Source organism: Acidovorax sp. HMWF018, assembly GCF_003061035.1.
Taxonomy (GTDB): Bacteria; Pseudomonadota; Gammaproteobacteria; order Burkholderiales; family Burkholderiaceae_C; genus Acidovorax; species Acidovorax delafieldii.
In genome coordinates this window covers 20924-37217 of record NZ_QAIM01000304.1, presented here as the reverse complement: position 1 = coordinate 37217, position 16294 = coordinate 20924, and the positions used below count along the sequence as shown (strand labels likewise).

At 64.4% G+C, this 16294-nt stretch carries 17 protein-coding genes; 12 read left to right on the top strand and 5 right to left on the bottom strand.

Translation table 11 applies throughout. The features are described from left to right. From DBR23_RS11580 to ugpQ, 5 genes are all read left to right on the top strand, one after another. Nucleotides 1–602, top strand: a 602-nt coding sequence (locus tag DBR23_RS11580) for an ABC transporter permease subunit (RefSeq protein ID WP_233250404.1), incomplete at its 5' end; no start/stop codon positions are given. A 2-nt stretch (nt 603–604) separates the two neighbouring features. Next, complete coding sequence (gene ugpE / locus DBR23_RS11575) at nt 605–1456, top strand: sn-glycerol-3-phosphate ABC transporter permease UgpE (protein ID WP_056060366.1); 852 nt, start codon at nt 605–607, stop codon at nt 1454–1456. Between the two features lie 61 nt (nt 1457–1517). Beyond that, a complete protein-coding gene (locus tag DBR23_RS11570; protein WP_108498341.1) occupies nt 1518–2528 on the top strand; it encodes a sn-glycerol-3-phosphate import ATP-binding protein UgpC in 1011 nt (336 codons plus the stop codon). A 4-nt stretch (nt 2529–2532) separates the two neighbouring features. Beyond that, nucleotides 2533–2901, top strand: coding sequence for a VOC family protein (locus tag DBR23_RS11565; RefSeq protein WP_108498340.1), 369 nt, complete (start codon nt 2533–2535; stop codon nt 2899–2901). Beyond that, nucleotides 2898–3659, top strand: a complete 762-nt coding sequence (ugpQ, locus tag DBR23_RS11560) for a glycerophosphodiester phosphodiesterase (RefSeq protein ID WP_108498339.1) — start codon at nt 2898–2900, stop codon at nt 3657–3659. Before DBR23_RS11565 ends, ugpQ begins: the two co-directional genes overlap by 4 nt. 110 nt (nt 3660–3769) lie before the next feature. On the opposite strand, the gene DBR23_RS11555 is transcribed toward ugpQ, so the two are convergent. Further along, the gene (locus DBR23_RS11555; RefSeq protein WP_108498338.1) at nt 3770–4738 is read right to left on the bottom strand and encodes a tripartite tricarboxylate transporter substrate binding protein; all 969 of its coding nucleotides are present in this window, start codon (nt 4736–4738) and stop codon (nt 3770–3772) included. 172 nt (nt 4739–4910) lie between these two features. Beyond that, entirely contained in the window at nt 4911–5189 is a 279-nt protein-coding gene (locus DBR23_RS11550) for a hypothetical protein (protein ID WP_056060351.1), read from the bottom strand. Nucleotides 5190–5261: 72 nt separating this feature from the next. Between DBR23_RS11550 and hemA the strand changes: the two genes are divergently transcribed. From hemA to DBR23_RS11520, 6 genes are all read left to right on the top strand, one after another. Further along, nucleotides 5262–6593, top strand: a complete 1332-nt coding sequence (hemA, locus tag DBR23_RS11545) for a glutamyl-tRNA reductase (RefSeq protein WP_108498337.1) — start codon at nt 5262–5264, stop codon at nt 6591–6593. Nucleotides 6594–6706: 113 nt separating this feature from the next. Beyond that, a complete protein-coding gene (gene prfA / locus DBR23_RS11540) occupies nt 6707–7795 on the top strand; it encodes a peptide chain release factor 1 (RefSeq protein ID WP_108498336.1) in 1089 nt (362 codons plus the stop codon). 71 nt (nt 7796–7866) lie between these two features. Further along, nucleotides 7867–8712, top strand: coding sequence for a peptide chain release factor N(5)-glutamine methyltransferase (gene prmC / locus DBR23_RS11535; protein ID WP_108498335.1), 846 nt, complete (start codon nt 7867–7869; stop codon nt 8710–8712). Between the two features lie 60 nt (nt 8713–8772). Then, nucleotides 8773–9096 carry a Grx4 family monothiol glutaredoxin gene (grxD, locus tag DBR23_RS11530; protein ID WP_056060339.1) on the top strand — a complete coding sequence of 108 codons (324 nt, stop codon included), beginning with the start codon at nt 8773–8775 and terminating at the stop codon, nt 9094–9096. A 156-nt stretch (nt 9097–9252) separates the two neighbouring features. Beyond that, a complete protein-coding gene (locus DBR23_RS11525) occupies nt 9253–10260 on the top strand; it encodes an AAA family ATPase (protein ID WP_108498334.1) in 1008 nt (335 codons plus the stop codon). A 172-nt stretch (nt 10261–10432) separates the two neighbouring features. Next, a complete protein-coding gene (locus DBR23_RS11520; RefSeq protein WP_056060334.1) occupies nt 10433–11776 on the top strand; it encodes a hemolysin family protein in 1344 nt (447 codons plus the stop codon). Between the two features lie 37 nt (nt 11777–11813). Here the strand turns inward: DBR23_RS11520 and DBR23_RS11515 are convergent, their stop codons facing one another. Together DBR23_RS11515 and DBR23_RS11510 are read right to left on the bottom strand one after the other, a co-directional pair. Beyond that, nucleotides 11814–12521, bottom strand: coding sequence for a lytic transglycosylase domain-containing protein (locus DBR23_RS11515; RefSeq protein WP_082565084.1), 708 nt, complete (start codon nt 12519–12521; stop codon nt 11814–11816). Beyond that, the gene (locus DBR23_RS11510; protein ID WP_108498333.1) at nt 12518–14260 is read right to left on the bottom strand and encodes a proline--tRNA ligase; all 1743 of its coding nucleotides are present in this window, start codon (nt 14258–14260) and stop codon (nt 12518–12520) included. Before DBR23_RS11510 ends, DBR23_RS11515 begins: the two co-directional genes overlap by 4 nt. A gap of 93 nt (nt 14261–14353) precedes the next feature. Between DBR23_RS11510 and DBR23_RS11505 the strand changes: the two genes are divergently transcribed. Next, nucleotides 14354–15031, top strand: a complete 678-nt coding sequence (locus DBR23_RS11505; RefSeq protein ID WP_108498332.1) for an RNA pyrophosphohydrolase — start codon at nt 14354–14356, stop codon at nt 15029–15031. 106 nt (nt 15032–15137) lie between these two features. On the opposite strand, the gene proB is transcribed toward DBR23_RS11505, so the two are convergent. Next, complete coding sequence (gene proB / locus DBR23_RS11500) at nt 15138–16280, bottom strand: glutamate 5-kinase (protein WP_108498331.1); 1143 nt, start codon at nt 16278–16280, stop codon at nt 15138–15140. Between the last annotated feature and the right edge of the window lie 14 nt (nt 16281–16294).

Here is a 16294-nt window from a genome sequence, read left to right as displayed (position 1 = left end):
TCTTCGCCGACCGCATCATCAAGGGCGCCATCGTCTACAAGACCGCCCTGCTGCTGCCCTACGCCGTCGCCCCTGCGGTGGCAGGTGTGCTGTGGATGTTCATGTTCTCGCCCTCCCTGGGTGTGGTGGCCTACATGCTGCGCCAGTCGGGCTTTGACTGGAACCACATGCTCAACTCCGACCACGCGATGACGCTGATCGTGATTGCAGCGGTGTGGAAGCAGATCTCCTACAACTTCCTGTTTTTCCTCGCAGGTTTGCAGTCCATCCCCAAATCGCTGATCGAAGCCGCCGCCATCGACGGTGCGGGCCCCTGGCGCCGGTTCTGGAGCATTCAGTTCCCGCTGCTGTCGCCCACCACGTTCTTCCTGCTGGTGATCAACGTCGTGTACGCGTTCTTCGACACCTTTGCCATCGTGGACTCGACCACCCAGGGCGGTCCCGGGCGCGATACCTCCATCCTGGTCTACAAGGTCTACCACGATGGTTTCAAGGCCATGGACATGGGCGGCTCGGCCGCGCAATCGGTGGTGCTGATGGCCATCGTGGTGGTGCTCACCGTCATTCAGTTCCGCTACGTTGAGAAAAAGGTTCAATACTAAAAATGGTCGAACGCAGCCCCTATCTCACAGCGTTCTCGCACCTCATCATGGTGCTGGGCGTGATCATCGTCGGCTTCCCGCTGTACCTGGCCTTCGTGGCCTCCACCCATACCGCACAGGACATCGTTCAGGTGCCCATGCCCATGGTGCCCGGCAGCAACTTCTGGCAGACCTACCACGACGCGCTGTTTGGCGGCGGCGCGGGTGCGGGCTCCACCGCGCCTGTGGCCCGCATGATGTGGGTGAGTTTTGTCACCGCCATGGTCATCACGGTGGGCAAGATCGCCATCTCGCTGCTGTCGGCGTTTGCCATCGTGTACTTCCGCTTCCCCTTCAAGGGCATCTGCTTCTGGCTGATCTTCATCACGCTGATGCTGCCCGTGGAAGTGCGCATCGGGCCTACCTACCAGGTCGTATCCAACCTGGGCATGCTCAACACCTACGCGGGCCTCACGGTGCCACTGATCGCCTCGGCCACCGCCACCTTCCTGTTCCGCCAGTTCTTCCTGACGGTGCCCGATGAGCTGGTGGAGGCCGCACGAGTGGACGGCGCCGGTCCGATGCGCTTTTTCAAGGACATCCTGGTGCCGCTGTCGCGCACTTCGGTTGCCGCACTGTTCGTGATCCAGTTCATCTACGGCTGGAACCAGTACCTGTGGCCGCTCTTGGTGACCACGTCCGAAGACATGTACCCGGTGGTCATCGGCATCAAGCGCATGCTGGCCGGTGGCGACGCAGGCAACGAATGGAACATCGTGATGGCCACGGCCCTCCTGGCCATGCTGCCGCCTGCCTTTGTGGTGGTGGTCATGCAACGCTGGTTCGTCAAGGGCCTGGTGGACACCGAAAAATAAGACAAAACTCCTGCAAGCGCTTGTTAAATAAGCCCCTGTAGCTATCAAATTCATTGCACATATGGCATCCCTCTCTCTTCGCAACATCGTCAAGCGCTACGGCGTGGGCCCCAAGGCCAACCAGGTCATCCACGGCGTGAACGCCGAGGTCAAGGACGGCGAGTTCGTCGTCATCGTTGGCCCCTCGGGCTGCGGCAAGTCCACCCTGCTGCGCATGGTCGCGGGCCTGGAAGAAATCTCCGGCGGCGAATTGCGCATTGGCGACCGTGTGGTCAACGACCTGGAACCCGCCCAGCGCGACATCGCGATGGTGTTCCAGAACTACGCGCTGTACCCGCACATGACGAACTTCGAGAACATGGCCTATGGCCTGAAGATCGCCAAGGTACCCAAGGAAGAGATCAAGGCGCGCGTCGACAAGGCCGCCAAGATCCTCGAACTGGGCCACCTGCTGGATCGCAAGCCGCGCGAGCTGTCGGGCGGCCAGCGCCAGCGCGTGGCCATGGGCCGCGCCATCGTGCGCCAGCCCCAGGTGTTCCTGTTTGACGAGCCGCTGTCCAACCTGGACGCCAAGCTGCGCGCCCAGACCCGCCTCGAAATCCAGAAGCTGCACCGCGAACTGGGCATCACCAGCCTGTTCGTGACACACGACCAGGTCGAGGCCATGACGCTGGCCCAGCGCATGATCGTGATGAACGCGGGCAACATGGAGCAGTTCGGCACGCCCGAAGAGGTCTACCACACGCCCGCCTCCACCTTCGTGGCCAGTTTCATCGGCTCGCCGCCGATGAACCTGCTCGAAAACGCACCAGGCGCCAAACCGGGCACCATTCTGGGCATCCGCCCGGAGCATCTGGATGTGCGCAGCGAGGGTTGGGCCGTTACCGTCGAAACTGTGGAGTTGCTGGGTGCCGAGCGCCTGATCTACGGCCGCATCAACGGCGAACAGATCATCGTGCGGGTAGAAGAAGGCACCCACGCGCCACAGCCGGATGCGGTGATCCACGTCGTGCCCCGTCCCGACCGCCTGCACGCTTTCGATGCCACCACCGGTAAACGCATCCCTGACTGAGCCAGTGCAGCCGCCTGAAGCCGCCTGCGCCGGGCGCGGGGTTCTGGCCACCGTGCCGGTGCTGGCCTCGCTACACCTGGCGGAGACCCGGCAGTTCTACGTCGAGCGGCTGGGGTTCACCGCACTGCTGGAGATGGATAACTACCTGATCCTGCAGCGCGATGGCTGCGAGCTGCACTTTTGGCCCTGCACCGAGCGCCACATTGCAGAAAACACTTCGTGCTACGTGCGCGCAGACACTGGGTTGCTGCATGCGGATTTCACGGCACGCGGCCTGCAACTGGCACCTCCCACTGTCCAGCCCTGGGGCATGAAGGAGATGTATGTCATCGACCCCCATGGCAACCTGCTGAAATTTGGTGAACCCGCATGAGCGCACCCTCGTCTACCCTCGCCCCCTGGCCCTACCCCCGCTGGATCGCCCACCGCGGTGCGGGCAAGCGGGCCCCTGAGAACACCTTGGCCGCCTTCCGGCTGGGTGCCCAATACGGCTACCGCATGTTCGAGTGCGACGCCAAGCTCAGCAGCGACGGCGTGCCTTTTCTGATGCACGACGCCACGCTGGAGCGCACGACCAACGGCCACGGCACCGGCGGCGACCTGCCCTGGACCCAGCTCGCCCAGCTGGATGCAGGTGGCTGGCATTCACGCAGCTACGCGGGCGAGCCCCTTCCCACACTGGAGAACCTGGCGCGCTACTGCATTGCCAACGGGTTTTTCCTGAACATCGAGATCAAGCCCACACCAGGCCAGGAAGAAGTTACCGGCCGCGTGGTGGGCGAATACGCCGCACGGCTATGGCAAGGGCAGGCCGTGCCGCCCTTGTTCTCGTCGTTCAAGCCCGAGGCGCTGGCGGGCGCCATGGCCACCGCGCCCCACCTGCCCCGCGCGCTGCTCATCGACGCGCTGTGGGACGGATGCTTTGACAAGGCGCAGGCGCTCGGCTGTGTGGCCATCGTGTGCAACCACGCGCTGTGGGACCCGGCCCTGGTGGCGCAAGTCCACGACATGGGCATGCGCACGCTGAGCTACACGGTGAACGACGACTGGGCGGCGCAGCGCCTCATCGCGCTGGGCACGGACGGCATCATCACCGACCGCGTCGACTTCTTCTCGCCCGCCACGCCATAGGGCGCACCTTCCAACCAACCCCGCCCCAAGCCAGCGCCACCGGGGACCGGGTTTGCCGGGACACCGATGGAGTCCCCCTGCAGGGCGAAGGCGCGTAGCGCCTCAGGGGGTCAATCGAGTTTTGCGCCAGACTTCTTGACGGCGTCGGCCCAGCGGGGCATCTCCGAGGCCAGGAACTTGGCAAAGTCGTCCGCGCCCAGAAACGCCGGATCCGCCCCCTGGCTCACCATGCGATTGCGCACATCGGGCATCTGCAACACCTGGCCAAAGGCGTCACTGAGCTTGTTGACCACGTCTTTGGGTGTGCCTGCAGGGGCTAGAAAGCCATAGAAGCCCACCACCTCAAAGCCCTTGATGCCGCTCTCGATCACCGTGGGCACTTCGGGCAGCGCGGGGTTGCGCTCCTTGCTGGTCACGGCCAGGGCACGTACCTTGCCCTGCTTGTGGTACGACGCGGCCTGCGGAATGCTCTCGGCCATGAACTGCACCTGCCCGCCCATGAGGTCGGTGAATGCCGGAGCGCTGCCCCGGTAGGGGATGTGCACCATGAACAGGCCCGTGGCGGTCTTGAACATCTCGGGCACCAGGTGGCTGATGCCGCCATTGCCCGCCGAGCCAAAGTTGACCTGACCGGGCCGCGACTTGGCATAGGCCATGAACTCCTGCAGATTCTTGGCGGGCACGCTGGTGTTGACCAGCAAGGCCAGCGGCTGCATGGCCGTGCGCGCCACGGGCACAAAGTCCTTGAGGGTGGCATAGGGCAGGCGGCTGTACAGCGCGGGGTTGATGACCATCACCCCCGTGTTGGCCAGCATGATGGTGTGGCCGTCAGGGGGCGCTTTCATCACCTCCTGCGCGCCCACGGTGCCACCGGCTCCGGCCTTGTAGTCCATCACCACCGGCTGGCCCAGCACGGTTTGCAGCTTGTCGGACAGCAGGCGCGCATGCTGGTCCAGAGGCCCGCCGGCAGGGAAGCCCACCACGATACGGATGGGCTTGGACGGAAACGCCTGCGCTTGCACGGCGGCAGCAAAGGCCAGGCCTGCGGCCAGGGTGATGCAGGTACGCAGCAGCTTCATGGGGTTGTCTCCAGCATTGGTTGTGGGTGTACGGGGGGTTCGCTAGTTCCGTCAGAGCGGGCCATGGCAACCGTCCTGGAAGGTGTAAAGAGGCTATCAGACACCAGGGCGCGACAGCCCTCCAGATCACCTCTCGCAAACCCTCAAAACACGTGACGGCTTGCTGAAAGCTTCAAGCCTTCCAGCCCCGCACCAGCACCCACTGGCAAGTGGCGCAGGCCACCACCAGCGCGGCATAGGTGAGCATCTTGCCGTCACGTCCCCACAGCACCAGCCCTGCCGCGAGCACCGCCACCCCCACGGCAAACAGAATCGCCCAACGCAGCCACACAGACATCGCAGAGGCACTGCGGGAGCCCACCAGACGGCCCGAAAGGACCAACACCAGCGCCATGGCGGCAGCGGGTGCGACAAAGTTGAGGAGGTGGTTGACGATGTCCAGCGGACCCATGGAATTGACCCAAATCAAGGCTTGAACAAGCAAGGCCGCCTGTTCGGGCCAACAATTTTATAATTGCAGCTTATGGCAGTCTGGGCCCTCGGCATCAACCACACCACCGCGCCGCTCGATCTGCGCGGCCGGTTTGCGTTTGCGCTCGATCAGATCGCCCCCACATTGCACGGTTTGCGCCAGTCGCTGGGCAACTCTGGCGGCGCTGCCAGCCGCCACCCCGGGGTGGAAACCGCCATCATCTCCACCTGCAATCGCACCGAAATTTACTGTGCCGGCGACCAGCCCGCAGTGGACCACACGCTGGGCTGGCTGGCCCACAGCGGCGGCGTGAGCCCCGCGCTGCTGCGCTCGCACTCCTACACGCTGGAAGACAGCCTCGTCGCACGCCACGCCTTCCGCGTGGCCAGCGGGCTCGATTCCATGGTGCTGGGCGAGGCCCAGATCCTGGGCCAGATGAAAGACGCGGTGCGCGCCGCCGAGACGGCCGGCGCTTTAGGCACCACGCTCAACCAGCTGTTCCAGCGCAGCTTTGCCGTGGCCAAGGAGGTGCGCACCAGCACCGAGATCGGCGCACACAGCATCAGCATGGCAGCCGCCGCCGTGCGCCTGGCCAGCCAGCTGTTTGAAGACCTCTCCAAGATCCGCGTGCTGTTCGTCGGCGCGGGCGAGATGATCGAGCTGTGCGCCACGCACTTCGCCGCCAAGAACCCCAAGCAGATCGCCATTGCCAACCGCACGCTGGAACGCGGCGAAAAGCTCGCCACCCGCTTTGGCGGCGAGGTGATGCGCCTGGCCGACCTGCCCGAGCGCTTGCACGAATTCGACGCCGTCATCAGCTGCACCGCCAGCAGCCTGCCCATCATCGGCCTGGGTGCCGTGGAGCGCGCCCTCAAGAAGCGCCGCCACCGCCCCATGTTCATGGTCGATCTGGCCGTGCCTCGCGACATCGAACCCGAGGTCAAGGCCCTGGGCGACGTGTACCTGTACACCGTGGACGACCTGGCCACTGTGGTGCAGACCGCGCAAGCCAACCGCCAGGCCGCCGTGGCGCAGGCCGAGGCCATCATCGACGCGGGCGTGCAGAGCTTCATGCACTGGATGGAGCTGCGCAGCCCCGCCGCCGCCGAGGGGGGCGTGGTGCCGCTGATCCAGCAGCTCAACGCCCAGACGGACGAATGGCGCGCGCTGGAAATCGCGCGCGCCAAGAAGCTGCTGGCCAAGGGCGAGGATGTGGACGCCGTGCTCGAAGCGCTCTCGCGCGGCCTCACACAGAAAATGCTGCACGGCACCCTGGCCGAGCTGCGCGCGGGCGACGCAGAGATGCGCGCCCAGACGGCCCAGACCGTCTCGCGCCTGTTCCTGCGCTCGCAAAGCAAGACGCCCAACAACAACGGACTGTAGCGGTGCTCGCCCGCTCCACAGCCGTCCCGATTTGAGCCAAATCGGCCCCAGGCGCATGATTTACATGCACCACCAGCTACCAAATTTGTAGCAAATCCTTTTTTCAGAATTCCATGAAACCCTTTCTCAGAAGCCAGCTGGAGCGCTACGCACAGCGCCTGGGCGAACTCGACTTCCTGCTCTCGCGCGAAGACATCATGAGCGACATGGCGCAGTACCGGCGCATCTCCGTCGAGCATGCCGAGGTCACGCAGGTCGCCGGCCGCTACGCCCGCTACCAGCAGCGCGAGGCCGACCTGGCGGGTGCGCGCGAGATGCTGGCCGACCCCGACATGGCCGAGATGGCACAGGAAGAAATCACCAGTGCCGAGGCCGAGCTGCTGCAACTGGAAGACGAACTGCAGCGCCTGCTTTTACCGAAGGACCCCGACGACGCGCGCAACGCGTTTGTCGAAATCCGCGCAGGCACGGGTGGTGACGAATCCGCCCTGTTCGCAGGCGACCTCACGCGCATGTACACCCGCTACGCCGCCAACGTAGGCTGGAAGGTGGAGGTGGTGAGCGAGAACGCGGCCGAGCTCGGCGGCTACAAGGAAATCGTGCTGCGCATAGAGGGAGACCATGTTTACGGGGCTCTCAAATTCGAATCCGGCGGCCACCGCGTGCAGCGCGTGCCCGCCACCGAAACCCAGGGCCGCATCCATACCAGCGCCTGCACCGTAGCCGTGATGCCCGAGCCCGACGAGCACGAGGCCATCAAGCTCAACCCGGCAGACCTGCGCATCGACACCTTTCGCGCCAGCGGCGCCGGTGGCCAACACATCAACAAGACCGACTCGGCCGTGCGCGTGGTGCACTTGCCCACCGGCATCGTGGCCGAATGCCAGGACGGCCGCAGCCAGCACAGCAACAAGGCCAAGGCGCTGCAGGTGCTGCAGGCCCGCATTCAAGAGAAAGAACGCAGCGAACGCGCCGCCAAGGAGGCCGCGCTGCGCAAGGGCCTGATCGGCAGCGGCGACCGCAGCGACCGCGTCCGCACCTACAACTTCCCGCAGGGGCGGCTCACGGACCACCGCATCAACCTCACGCTGTACAAGCTTCTGTACGTGATGGAAGGCGACCTGGGCGACGTGCTGCAGGCCCTGGCCCATGCGCGCGAGGCCGAGCAGCTTGAAGAGCTGGAAATGGGCTCCAACGGTTAAGGACAGCAAAATATGAGTCAAACTGGCTGATAGCGCATGATTCATATGCCTTTACAGCTATCAAAACATTAGTGGACAACACCGCCTCTCCCACCCTTGCCCAGGCCTTGGCGCAAGCCCACACCCTGGGCCTGCAACGCATCGACGCGCAACTGCTGCTGCTGCATGCCGTGGGCCGCCCTGATGCTGGCCGTGCCTGGCTGCTGGCACACGATACCGATGCACTGGACGAGACCACACACACCCAGTTCATTGCCCTGTGCCAGCGCCGCGTGGCGGGCGAGCCCGTGGCCTACCTCACCGGCCGCAAGGAGTTCTACGGCCTGCCGCTGCAGGTGGACGCGCGCGTGCTGGACCCGCGCCCTGACACCGAAACGCTGGTGGACTGGGCGCTGGAGGTGATCGCCCCGCTGACATCACCGCGCGTGGTGGACCTGGGCACCGGCAGCGGCGCGATTGCGTTGGCACTGCAAAGCCAGCGCGCCGACGCCCGGGTGCTGGCGGTAGATGCCAGTGCCGATGCCCTGGCTGTGGCGCAGGCCAACGCTGAGCGGCTAGGCCTGCCCGTGCAGTTTCGGCAGGCCAACTGGCTGGTGGGAGTGGAGGGGCCATTCGACGCCATCGTCTCCAACCCGCCCTACATCGCCAGCGCCGACCCACACCTGGCCGCGCTGACGCACGAGCCCCTGCAAGCCCTGGCCAGCGGCGCGGACGGCCTCGAAGACATCCGCGCCATCGTCGCCCAGGCGCCCGCCCACCTGCGGCCGGGCGGCTGGCTGCTGCTGGAGCATGGCTACGACCAGGCAGACGCCGTGCAGGCGCTGCTTGCCGCCCAGGGCTTTGTGCGGGTACAAAGCCGCAATGACCTTGCCGACATCGCACGCTGCACAGGCGGGCAATGGCCGACAATGAAATAATCCCTCCATCGCGGGCCCTCAGCATCCATTCGCCCGCAGCCTCTTTCAAGGAGTTTTCCCATGAGCGACACCCAACAACGCATCGACGGCCTCGTCAAATCCAGCGACATCCTGCTTTTCATGAAGGGCAGCGCCAGCTTCCCCATGTGTGGTTTCTCCGGCCGCGCCATCCAGATCCTCAAGGCCTGTGGCGTGGACCCGAAGAGCGTGGTCACCGTCAACGTGCTCGAAGACGACGAAATTCGCCAGGGCATCAAGGAATACAGCAACTGGCCCACGATCCCGCAGCTGTATGTGAAGGGCGAGTTCATCGGCGGCTCGGACATCATGATGGAGATGTATGAGTCGGGCGAACTCAAGCAAGTGCTGGGCACCGAGGGCTGATCGAAGCGACCATTGCCTCACCCGCCATCAGGCCGCCTTCGGGCGGCCTTTTTGTTTGCCCGCAACAGAGGCACCAATCAGGGGCTTTTCCGATGGAGCAGCGGGCATGTTGTGTGCTTGAATGATTGCGTGACGTAACCCTCACAGGAGCATGCAATGACCAGCCATAGCCTTGTTCCCCAGCCACCTGCCCTGCGCTTGCCGGTGGCCCAGATGCGCAATGTGTTCCACCCGGGCGATGTCGAGCGCAAGCTCGCTCGCCTGCAGGAGTCCGGCAACCAGAGGGAATACGAAACCCTGCGCACCGTGTACGAACGCATGCTGGAGCGCGGCCCGGAGCGTTTTCAGGTCAAGCCCTTGGGCATCCCCGACATGGCCAGCCTGTACGAGCAGTTGCCCAACTTCACCGAGGTGCTGGACGACGTGAAGCGCCACGTGGCGCTGGCGCAGGACAGCAGCGATGGCCTGGAGGTCACACCCATGCTGCTGCTGGGCCCACCCGGCATCGGCAAGACCCACTTCGCGCGCCACCTGGCCGAGCTGCTGGGCACGGGCATGAACCTGCTGCCGATGAGTTCCATGACCGCTGGCTGGCTGCTGTCGGGCTCCTCGGCGCAGTGGAAGGGCGCGCGCCCTGGCAAGGTGTTCGAGGCGCTGGTGGAAGGCGAATATGCCAATCCCGTCATCGTGGTGGACGAGATCGACAAGGCCAGCAGCGATGCGCAGTACGACCCGCTGGGTGCGCTGTACAGCTTGCTGGAGTACGACACCGCCCAGAGCTTTACCGACGAGTTTGCCGAGGTGGCCATCGACGCGAGCCAGGTCATCTGGATTACCACCGCGAACGACACACGCGGCATTCCCGATCCCATCCTGAACCGCATGAACGTGTTCGAGGTGGAGGCGCCCACGCTGGAGCATGCCCGCACCATTGCGCGCAACCTGTACCAGGGCATCCGCGCGGGGCACGACTGGGGCCGCCTGCTGGACCCGGAGCCGACGGATGACGTGCTGGACCACCTGGCACAGATGCCCCCGCGCGAAATGCGGCGGGCGCTGATGACGGGTTTCGGCAATGCGCGGCTGGACCGCCGGTCCACGGTGGAGATCACCGACCTGCCGAAGGCCGCCACGGGGCGCAGCCGGATTGGCTTTGTGCAGTAAATAGCGCGACGCGGTCGCCCGCACGCGCCACCCTTCCCCCTGCCACACCATGCAGTGGCACGGGGCGGCAGGTGGCATGCGTCACAAGGCGCGCCAGCGGGCCCGTGTGCAAGGTGCCCAGATACACTTGGTGGCCCGGTGTACCGCTGTACTCCGGTTCCGCCTTCGTCCCATGACCCTGTCCCAAAGCCTCTTCGTGATCGGGCTGCTGATTGCAGCCAGCGCCTTTTTCTCCATGGCCGAGATTTCGCTCGCGGCCGCCCGCCGCCTGCGCCTGCGCCAGATGGCCGACGAAGGCGACGCGCGCGCGGACCGGGTGCTGCGCATGCAAGAGCAGCCAGGCGACTACTTCACGGTGGTGCAGGTGGGGCAAAACGCTGTGGCCATCCTGGGCGGTATCGTGGGCGAGGGGGCATTGAGCCCGCATTTCAGCGAACTGTTTGCGCTGTGGATGTCGGGGCCCACGGCCGAGCGGGCGGGGTTCCTGGCGTCTTTCCTCATCATCACCTCGCTGTTCATCCTGTTTGCCGATCTGTTCCCCAAACGCCTGGGCATGGCAGAGCCCGAGCGGCTGGTGGTGCGGCTGGCACAGCCCATGGCCTGGTGCATGACCCTGTTGCGCCCGCTGGTGTGGTTCTACAGCCGGGGGGCCGACGCGCTGTTCCGCCTGTTGGGGTTGTCATCGCTGCGCGATGACCGCATCACGTCAGACGATATCCTGGCCATGATGGAGGCAGGCGCCCGTGCCGGGGTGCTGGCGGCGCGCGAGCAGCAGGTCATCACCAACGTGTTTGAGTTGGACACGCGCACAGTGTCCAGCGCCATGTCGCCGCGCGACCGCATTGCATTTTTTCTGCGCGACGAGCCCGACTCGGTCATCCGCCTGCGCATCGCTGCCGAGCCGTTTTCGACCTACCCGGTGTGCGAAGGCGACATCGACCACGTGGTGGGCTATGTGGATGCCAAGGATCTGTTCCAGCGCGTGCTGAACAACCAGCCGATTTCGCTGGCCGACGACAGCCTGGTGCGCAAGGTGCTGATCGTGCCCGACCGGCTGACCCTGTCGGAGGTGCTGGAGCAGTTCCGCCAAGTCCACGAGGACTTTGCCGTGATCGTGAACGAGTACAGCCTGGTGGTCGGTGTGGTCACACTCAACGATGTCATGAGCACCGTGATGGGTGACCTGGTGGGCCCGGCGGACGAGGAGCAGATCGTGCGACGGGATGAGAACTCCTGGCTCATTGATGGGGTCACCCCCATTGAGGATGTGCTGCACGCCCTGTCGCTGGACGAGCTGCCGCACACCGGCGAGTACGAAACCCTGGCGGGCTTCCTGATGGTGATGCTGCGCCGCGTGCCGCGCCGCACTGACAGCGTGAGTTGGGGCGGCTACAAGTTTGAGGTGCTGGACGTGGACAGCTACCGCATCGATCAGGTCATGGTCTCCAGGCTGGGCGGGGCCCCTGGTGCATCGGCCCCGAGCCCGTCAGCACCGACGGGAACCGCTGTGGAGTGACCAAGGCGCGGCCCGTGTCACCGCCGCGCTGATCGCTCTACGCGGCCGGCGACTGTGGCCGATCGGCAAAAAGCCACTTGCGCTGCGCTCCAAAGACCGCATCCGGGTAAGGCGACCGGCCGCGGCTGCCGTTGTAGCGGCCCAGGGCCATGAACAAATCGCCCTGCTCACGATCGATGTAGTGACGCAGGATGACGCAGCCAAAACGCAGGTTGGTCTGCATGTGAAACAGCTTGCCCGGGTCGCCATCGCCAATCACGCGCGTCCAGAAAGGCATGACCTGCATGTAGCCCCGCGCTCCGACGCTGGACACCGCAAACTTGCGGAATCCGCTTTCTACCTGGATCAGCCCCAGGACCAGGGACACATCCAGCCCGGCGCGCTTGGATTCGTACCAGACCGTCTGCAGGAAGTCGCGGCGTACTTCCAGGTCCGGTTTGCGCGGCCGCAGTCGATCACTTTGCGTACCCAGCCACCGCAGGTAGTGCAGGCGCGCTTCGGTGGTGAAAAACTCCGGCTCGGGCGGCGCCTGGTTGGCAATGGCAGAGCTGAGTGCGGTGCGCACCGAGTCCATCAGGGGCTCCTCCAGCTGCCCGCCAGCGTACGCCACCTGCGGAGCGCCCAGCCAGGCGGCGGGCGCTGCCAGCGAAGCCAGCGACACCAGGCAGCCGCGCCGCGACAGCCCCGCGGGGCTGCCCGAGGCCGCGGCCGACGGAGCGATGGAGGAGGCGCCGCTCATGCTCATACGGCCATGCGGCCCTTCACATGGGCCAGGATGTCGGCCACGGCCACCTTGGTGGCGGCGGTGTCACGGCGGTGCTGGTACTCGACAACGCCCTCTTTCAAGCTCTTGTCGCCAATCGTCACGCGGTGTGGCACGCCGATCAGTTCCCAGTCGGCAAACATCGCTCCGGGGCGCTCGCCACGGTCGTCCAGGATCACGTCCACGCCCGCGGCCAGCAGGTCGGCATACAGTTGCTCGGCCGTGGCTTTGACGGCCTCGCTGCGGTCCATGCCCACGGGGCAGACCACCACGGTGAACGGCGCAATCGCGTCCGGCCAGATGATGCCGCGCTCGTCGTGGTTTTGTTCAATGGCGGCAGCGGGCAGGCGCGTCACGCCAATGCCGTAGCAGCCCATCTCGAAGAATGCCGGCTTGCCGTCGTCGCCCAGGAAGGTCGCGTTCATGCCCTTGCTGTACTTGGTGCCCAGGTAGAACACATGGCCCACTTCGATACCGCGCTCGATCGCCAGCTCGCCCTTGCCGTCGGGGGAGCGGTCGCCCGCCACCACGTTGCGCAGGTCGGCCACCATGTCGGGCTCCGGCAGGTCGCGGCTCCAGTTGACGCCGGTGATGTGAAAGTCCACTTCGTTGGCGCCGCAGATCCAGTCGGCCATCACAGCGACTTCGCGGTCTGCCACGATCTTCAAAGGCTTCTTCAGGCCGATGGGACCCAGGTAACCCGGCTTGCAGCCAAAGTGGTCCTCAATTTCGCCCAGCGTCGCGAAGCGGAAGCCCGCCAGTCCGGGCACCTTGCCAACCTTGATCTCGTTCATATCGTGGTCGCCGCGCAGCAGCAGCAGCCACACCTGGGTCTTGACGATCTCACCCGCTTCGTTGGTTTCATCCGTGGCCAGCACCAGTGACTTGACCGTGGTGTTCAGCGGAACACCCAGCAGTTCTGCCACATCGGCACAGGTGCTCTTGCCTGGGGTGGCTGTTTTGGTCAGCGCCTGCGTGGCTGCGCCGCGTGGTCCGGCGGGGGCCAGCGCTTCGGCCTTTTCCATGTTGGCGGCGTAGTCGCTCTGCGGACAGTAGACGATAGCGTCTTCACCTGTTGCAGCAATCACCTGGAATTCTTCCGACAGATCCCCCCCGATGGCGCCGCTGTCAGCGGCCACGGCACGATAGGTCAAGCCGAAGCGATCGAAAATCCGCCGGTAGGCTGCGGCCATCACCTGGTAGCTGGCCTTGGCGGCCACTTGGTCGCGGTCAAAGCTGTAGGCATCCTTCATGATGAACTCACGTCCGCGCATGAGGCCAAAACGGGGGCGGCGCTCGTCGCGGAACTTGGTCTGGATCTGGTAAAAGTTCTTCGGCAGCTGCTTGTAACTCTTGAGCTCTTGGCGGGCGATGTCAGTGATCACTTCTTCGCTGGTCGGCTGCACCACGAAGTCGCGACCATGGCGATCCTGGATGCGCAGCAGCTCGGGGCCCATTTTCTCAAAGCGCCCCGTTTCCTGCCAGAGCTCAGCGGGCTGCACCACGGGCATGGTCAGCTCGACAGCACCCGCGCGGTTCATCTCTTCACGCACGATGGCTTCCACCTTGCGGATCACGCGCAGGCCCAGAGGCATGTAGTTATAGATGCCAGCGCCCAGCTTCTTGATCAGCCCGGCCCGCGTCATGAGTTTGTGACTGACCACTTCGGCGTCCGCCGGAGCTTCCTTGAGGGTGGAAATGAAGAATTGGGAGGCTTTCATCGGGAGTCGATTGCAGGCAGAACGGGGCCGTCCACTTGCTGCGCGCTAGGCGCCGTGCATAATGGACACAGTTTAAAAATTTGGGGTTTGATTATGCTTGACCGGGACGGCTTTCGGCCGAACGTCGGCATCATCCTGCTCAACCAGAAAAACCAGGTGTTTTGGGGCAAGCGTATACGCACCCACAGCTGGCAGTTCCCGCAGGGTGGCATTGACCGGGGCGAGACCCCCGAGCAAGCCATGTTCCGCGAGCTGCATGAGGAGGTGGGATTATTGCCCAACCACGTTCGCGTGGTGGCCCGCACCCGGGACTGGTTGCGCTATGAGGTGCCTGACCGGTACATCCGCCGCGATGCGCGCGGCCACTACAAGGGCCAGAAGCAGATCTGGTACCTGTTGCAATTGATGGGGCACGACTGGGATCTGAACCTGCGTGCGACCAATCACCCGGAGTTTGACGCTTGGCGGTGGAACGACTACTGGGTTCCGCTAGATGTGGTGGTCGAGTTCAAACGCGGTGTCTATGAGATGGCGCTCACCGAACTGGCCCGATATCTGCCGCGACACGAGCAGCGCAACCGCTATTTGCGCAGCGGTTTACGCACCCGCGAGGGTGAACATGCGGGCGTCGCCAACATGTTCCGCACAGGCTCCATGCTGGTCAACCCTGGCATGGAACTCCCCCCAGGTGCTAGTTTTGATCCCGATCCTCAAAACAGCATGCCGGGAGAACTCGACGGCATGCCATCGATATCGGACACACCGCGCTGACCCCAGCATCGCACCATGAAAAACGCCTGCAGATGCAGGCGTTTTGTTTTGATGGGCGAATCCGCTCAGTCATGAGTCGGCAATGATCAATGCGCGCAGCCAGTCCCTATGCGCCCTGCGCCAACACGAGATTGTCGCGGTGCACCATTTCCGGCTCAGCCATGTAGCCCAGCAGTTTCTCAAACTCCGTCGACGGCTTGCGGCACAGAAGGCGGGCTTCCGCCGCTGCATAGTTGGCCAAGCCGCGTGCAATCTCTGCCCCAGACCCGTCGCGCACGGCAATCACGTCGCCGCGCGAAAAGTCCCCCTCCACTGCCGTCATGCCGATGGGCAGCAGGCTTTTGCCTTCGTCGCGCACCTTGGCAGCAGCCCCAGCGTCCACCACCACAGACCCACGCAGTTGCAAATGGTCCGCCATCCACTGCTTGCGGGCCTGCTTTTTCTGTGTCTGGGCAACCAGCAAAGTACCCAACGCCTCACCACTCACCAAACGGACCAATACGTCGGATTCGCGTCCCCAGGCAATCACGGTCGATGCGCCAGAGCCTGCAGCGCGCTTGGCCGCCAGAATCTTGGTGATCATGCCGCCTTTGCCAATGCTGGAGCCTGCACCGCCCGCCATCGCTTCCAGAGCAAGATCACCCGCTTTGGCCTCATGCACAAACTGCGCAGACGGATCACGGCGTGGGTCGGCGGTGTAGAGCCCCTTCTGGTCTGTGAGGATGATCAGGGCGTCCGCTTCCACAAGGTTGGCCACCAGCGCACCCAGCGTGTCGTTGTCGCCAAACTTGATCTCGTCATTGACCACCGTGTCGTTTTCGTTGATCACCGGCACCACACCCAAACGCAGCAGCGTGAGCAAGGTGGAGCGCGCATTGAGATAGCGCTCGCGGTCCGCCAGATCGGCATGGGTAAGCAGTACCTGCGCGCTGCCCATCCCCTGCTCGCGCAGCTTGGTTTCGTACATTTGCGCCAATCCCATCTGCCCCACCGCTGCAGCAGCCTGCAACTCGTGGATCTCCTGGGGTCTTGTGGTCCAGCCCAGGCGCTTCATGCCTTCGGCAATGGCACCGCTGGACACCATCACCACCTCACGCGGAGCACCCCCAACACCGCGCACCAGCGCGGCCAGTTGGCGACTCCACTCGCCGATGGCAGTTTCATCCAGTCCACGCCCTTCGTTGGTCACAAGGCTGGAGCCCACCTTCACCACGATGCGGCGGGCATCTTTCAATACGCTGGATACCATTTTGATGTCTTTGA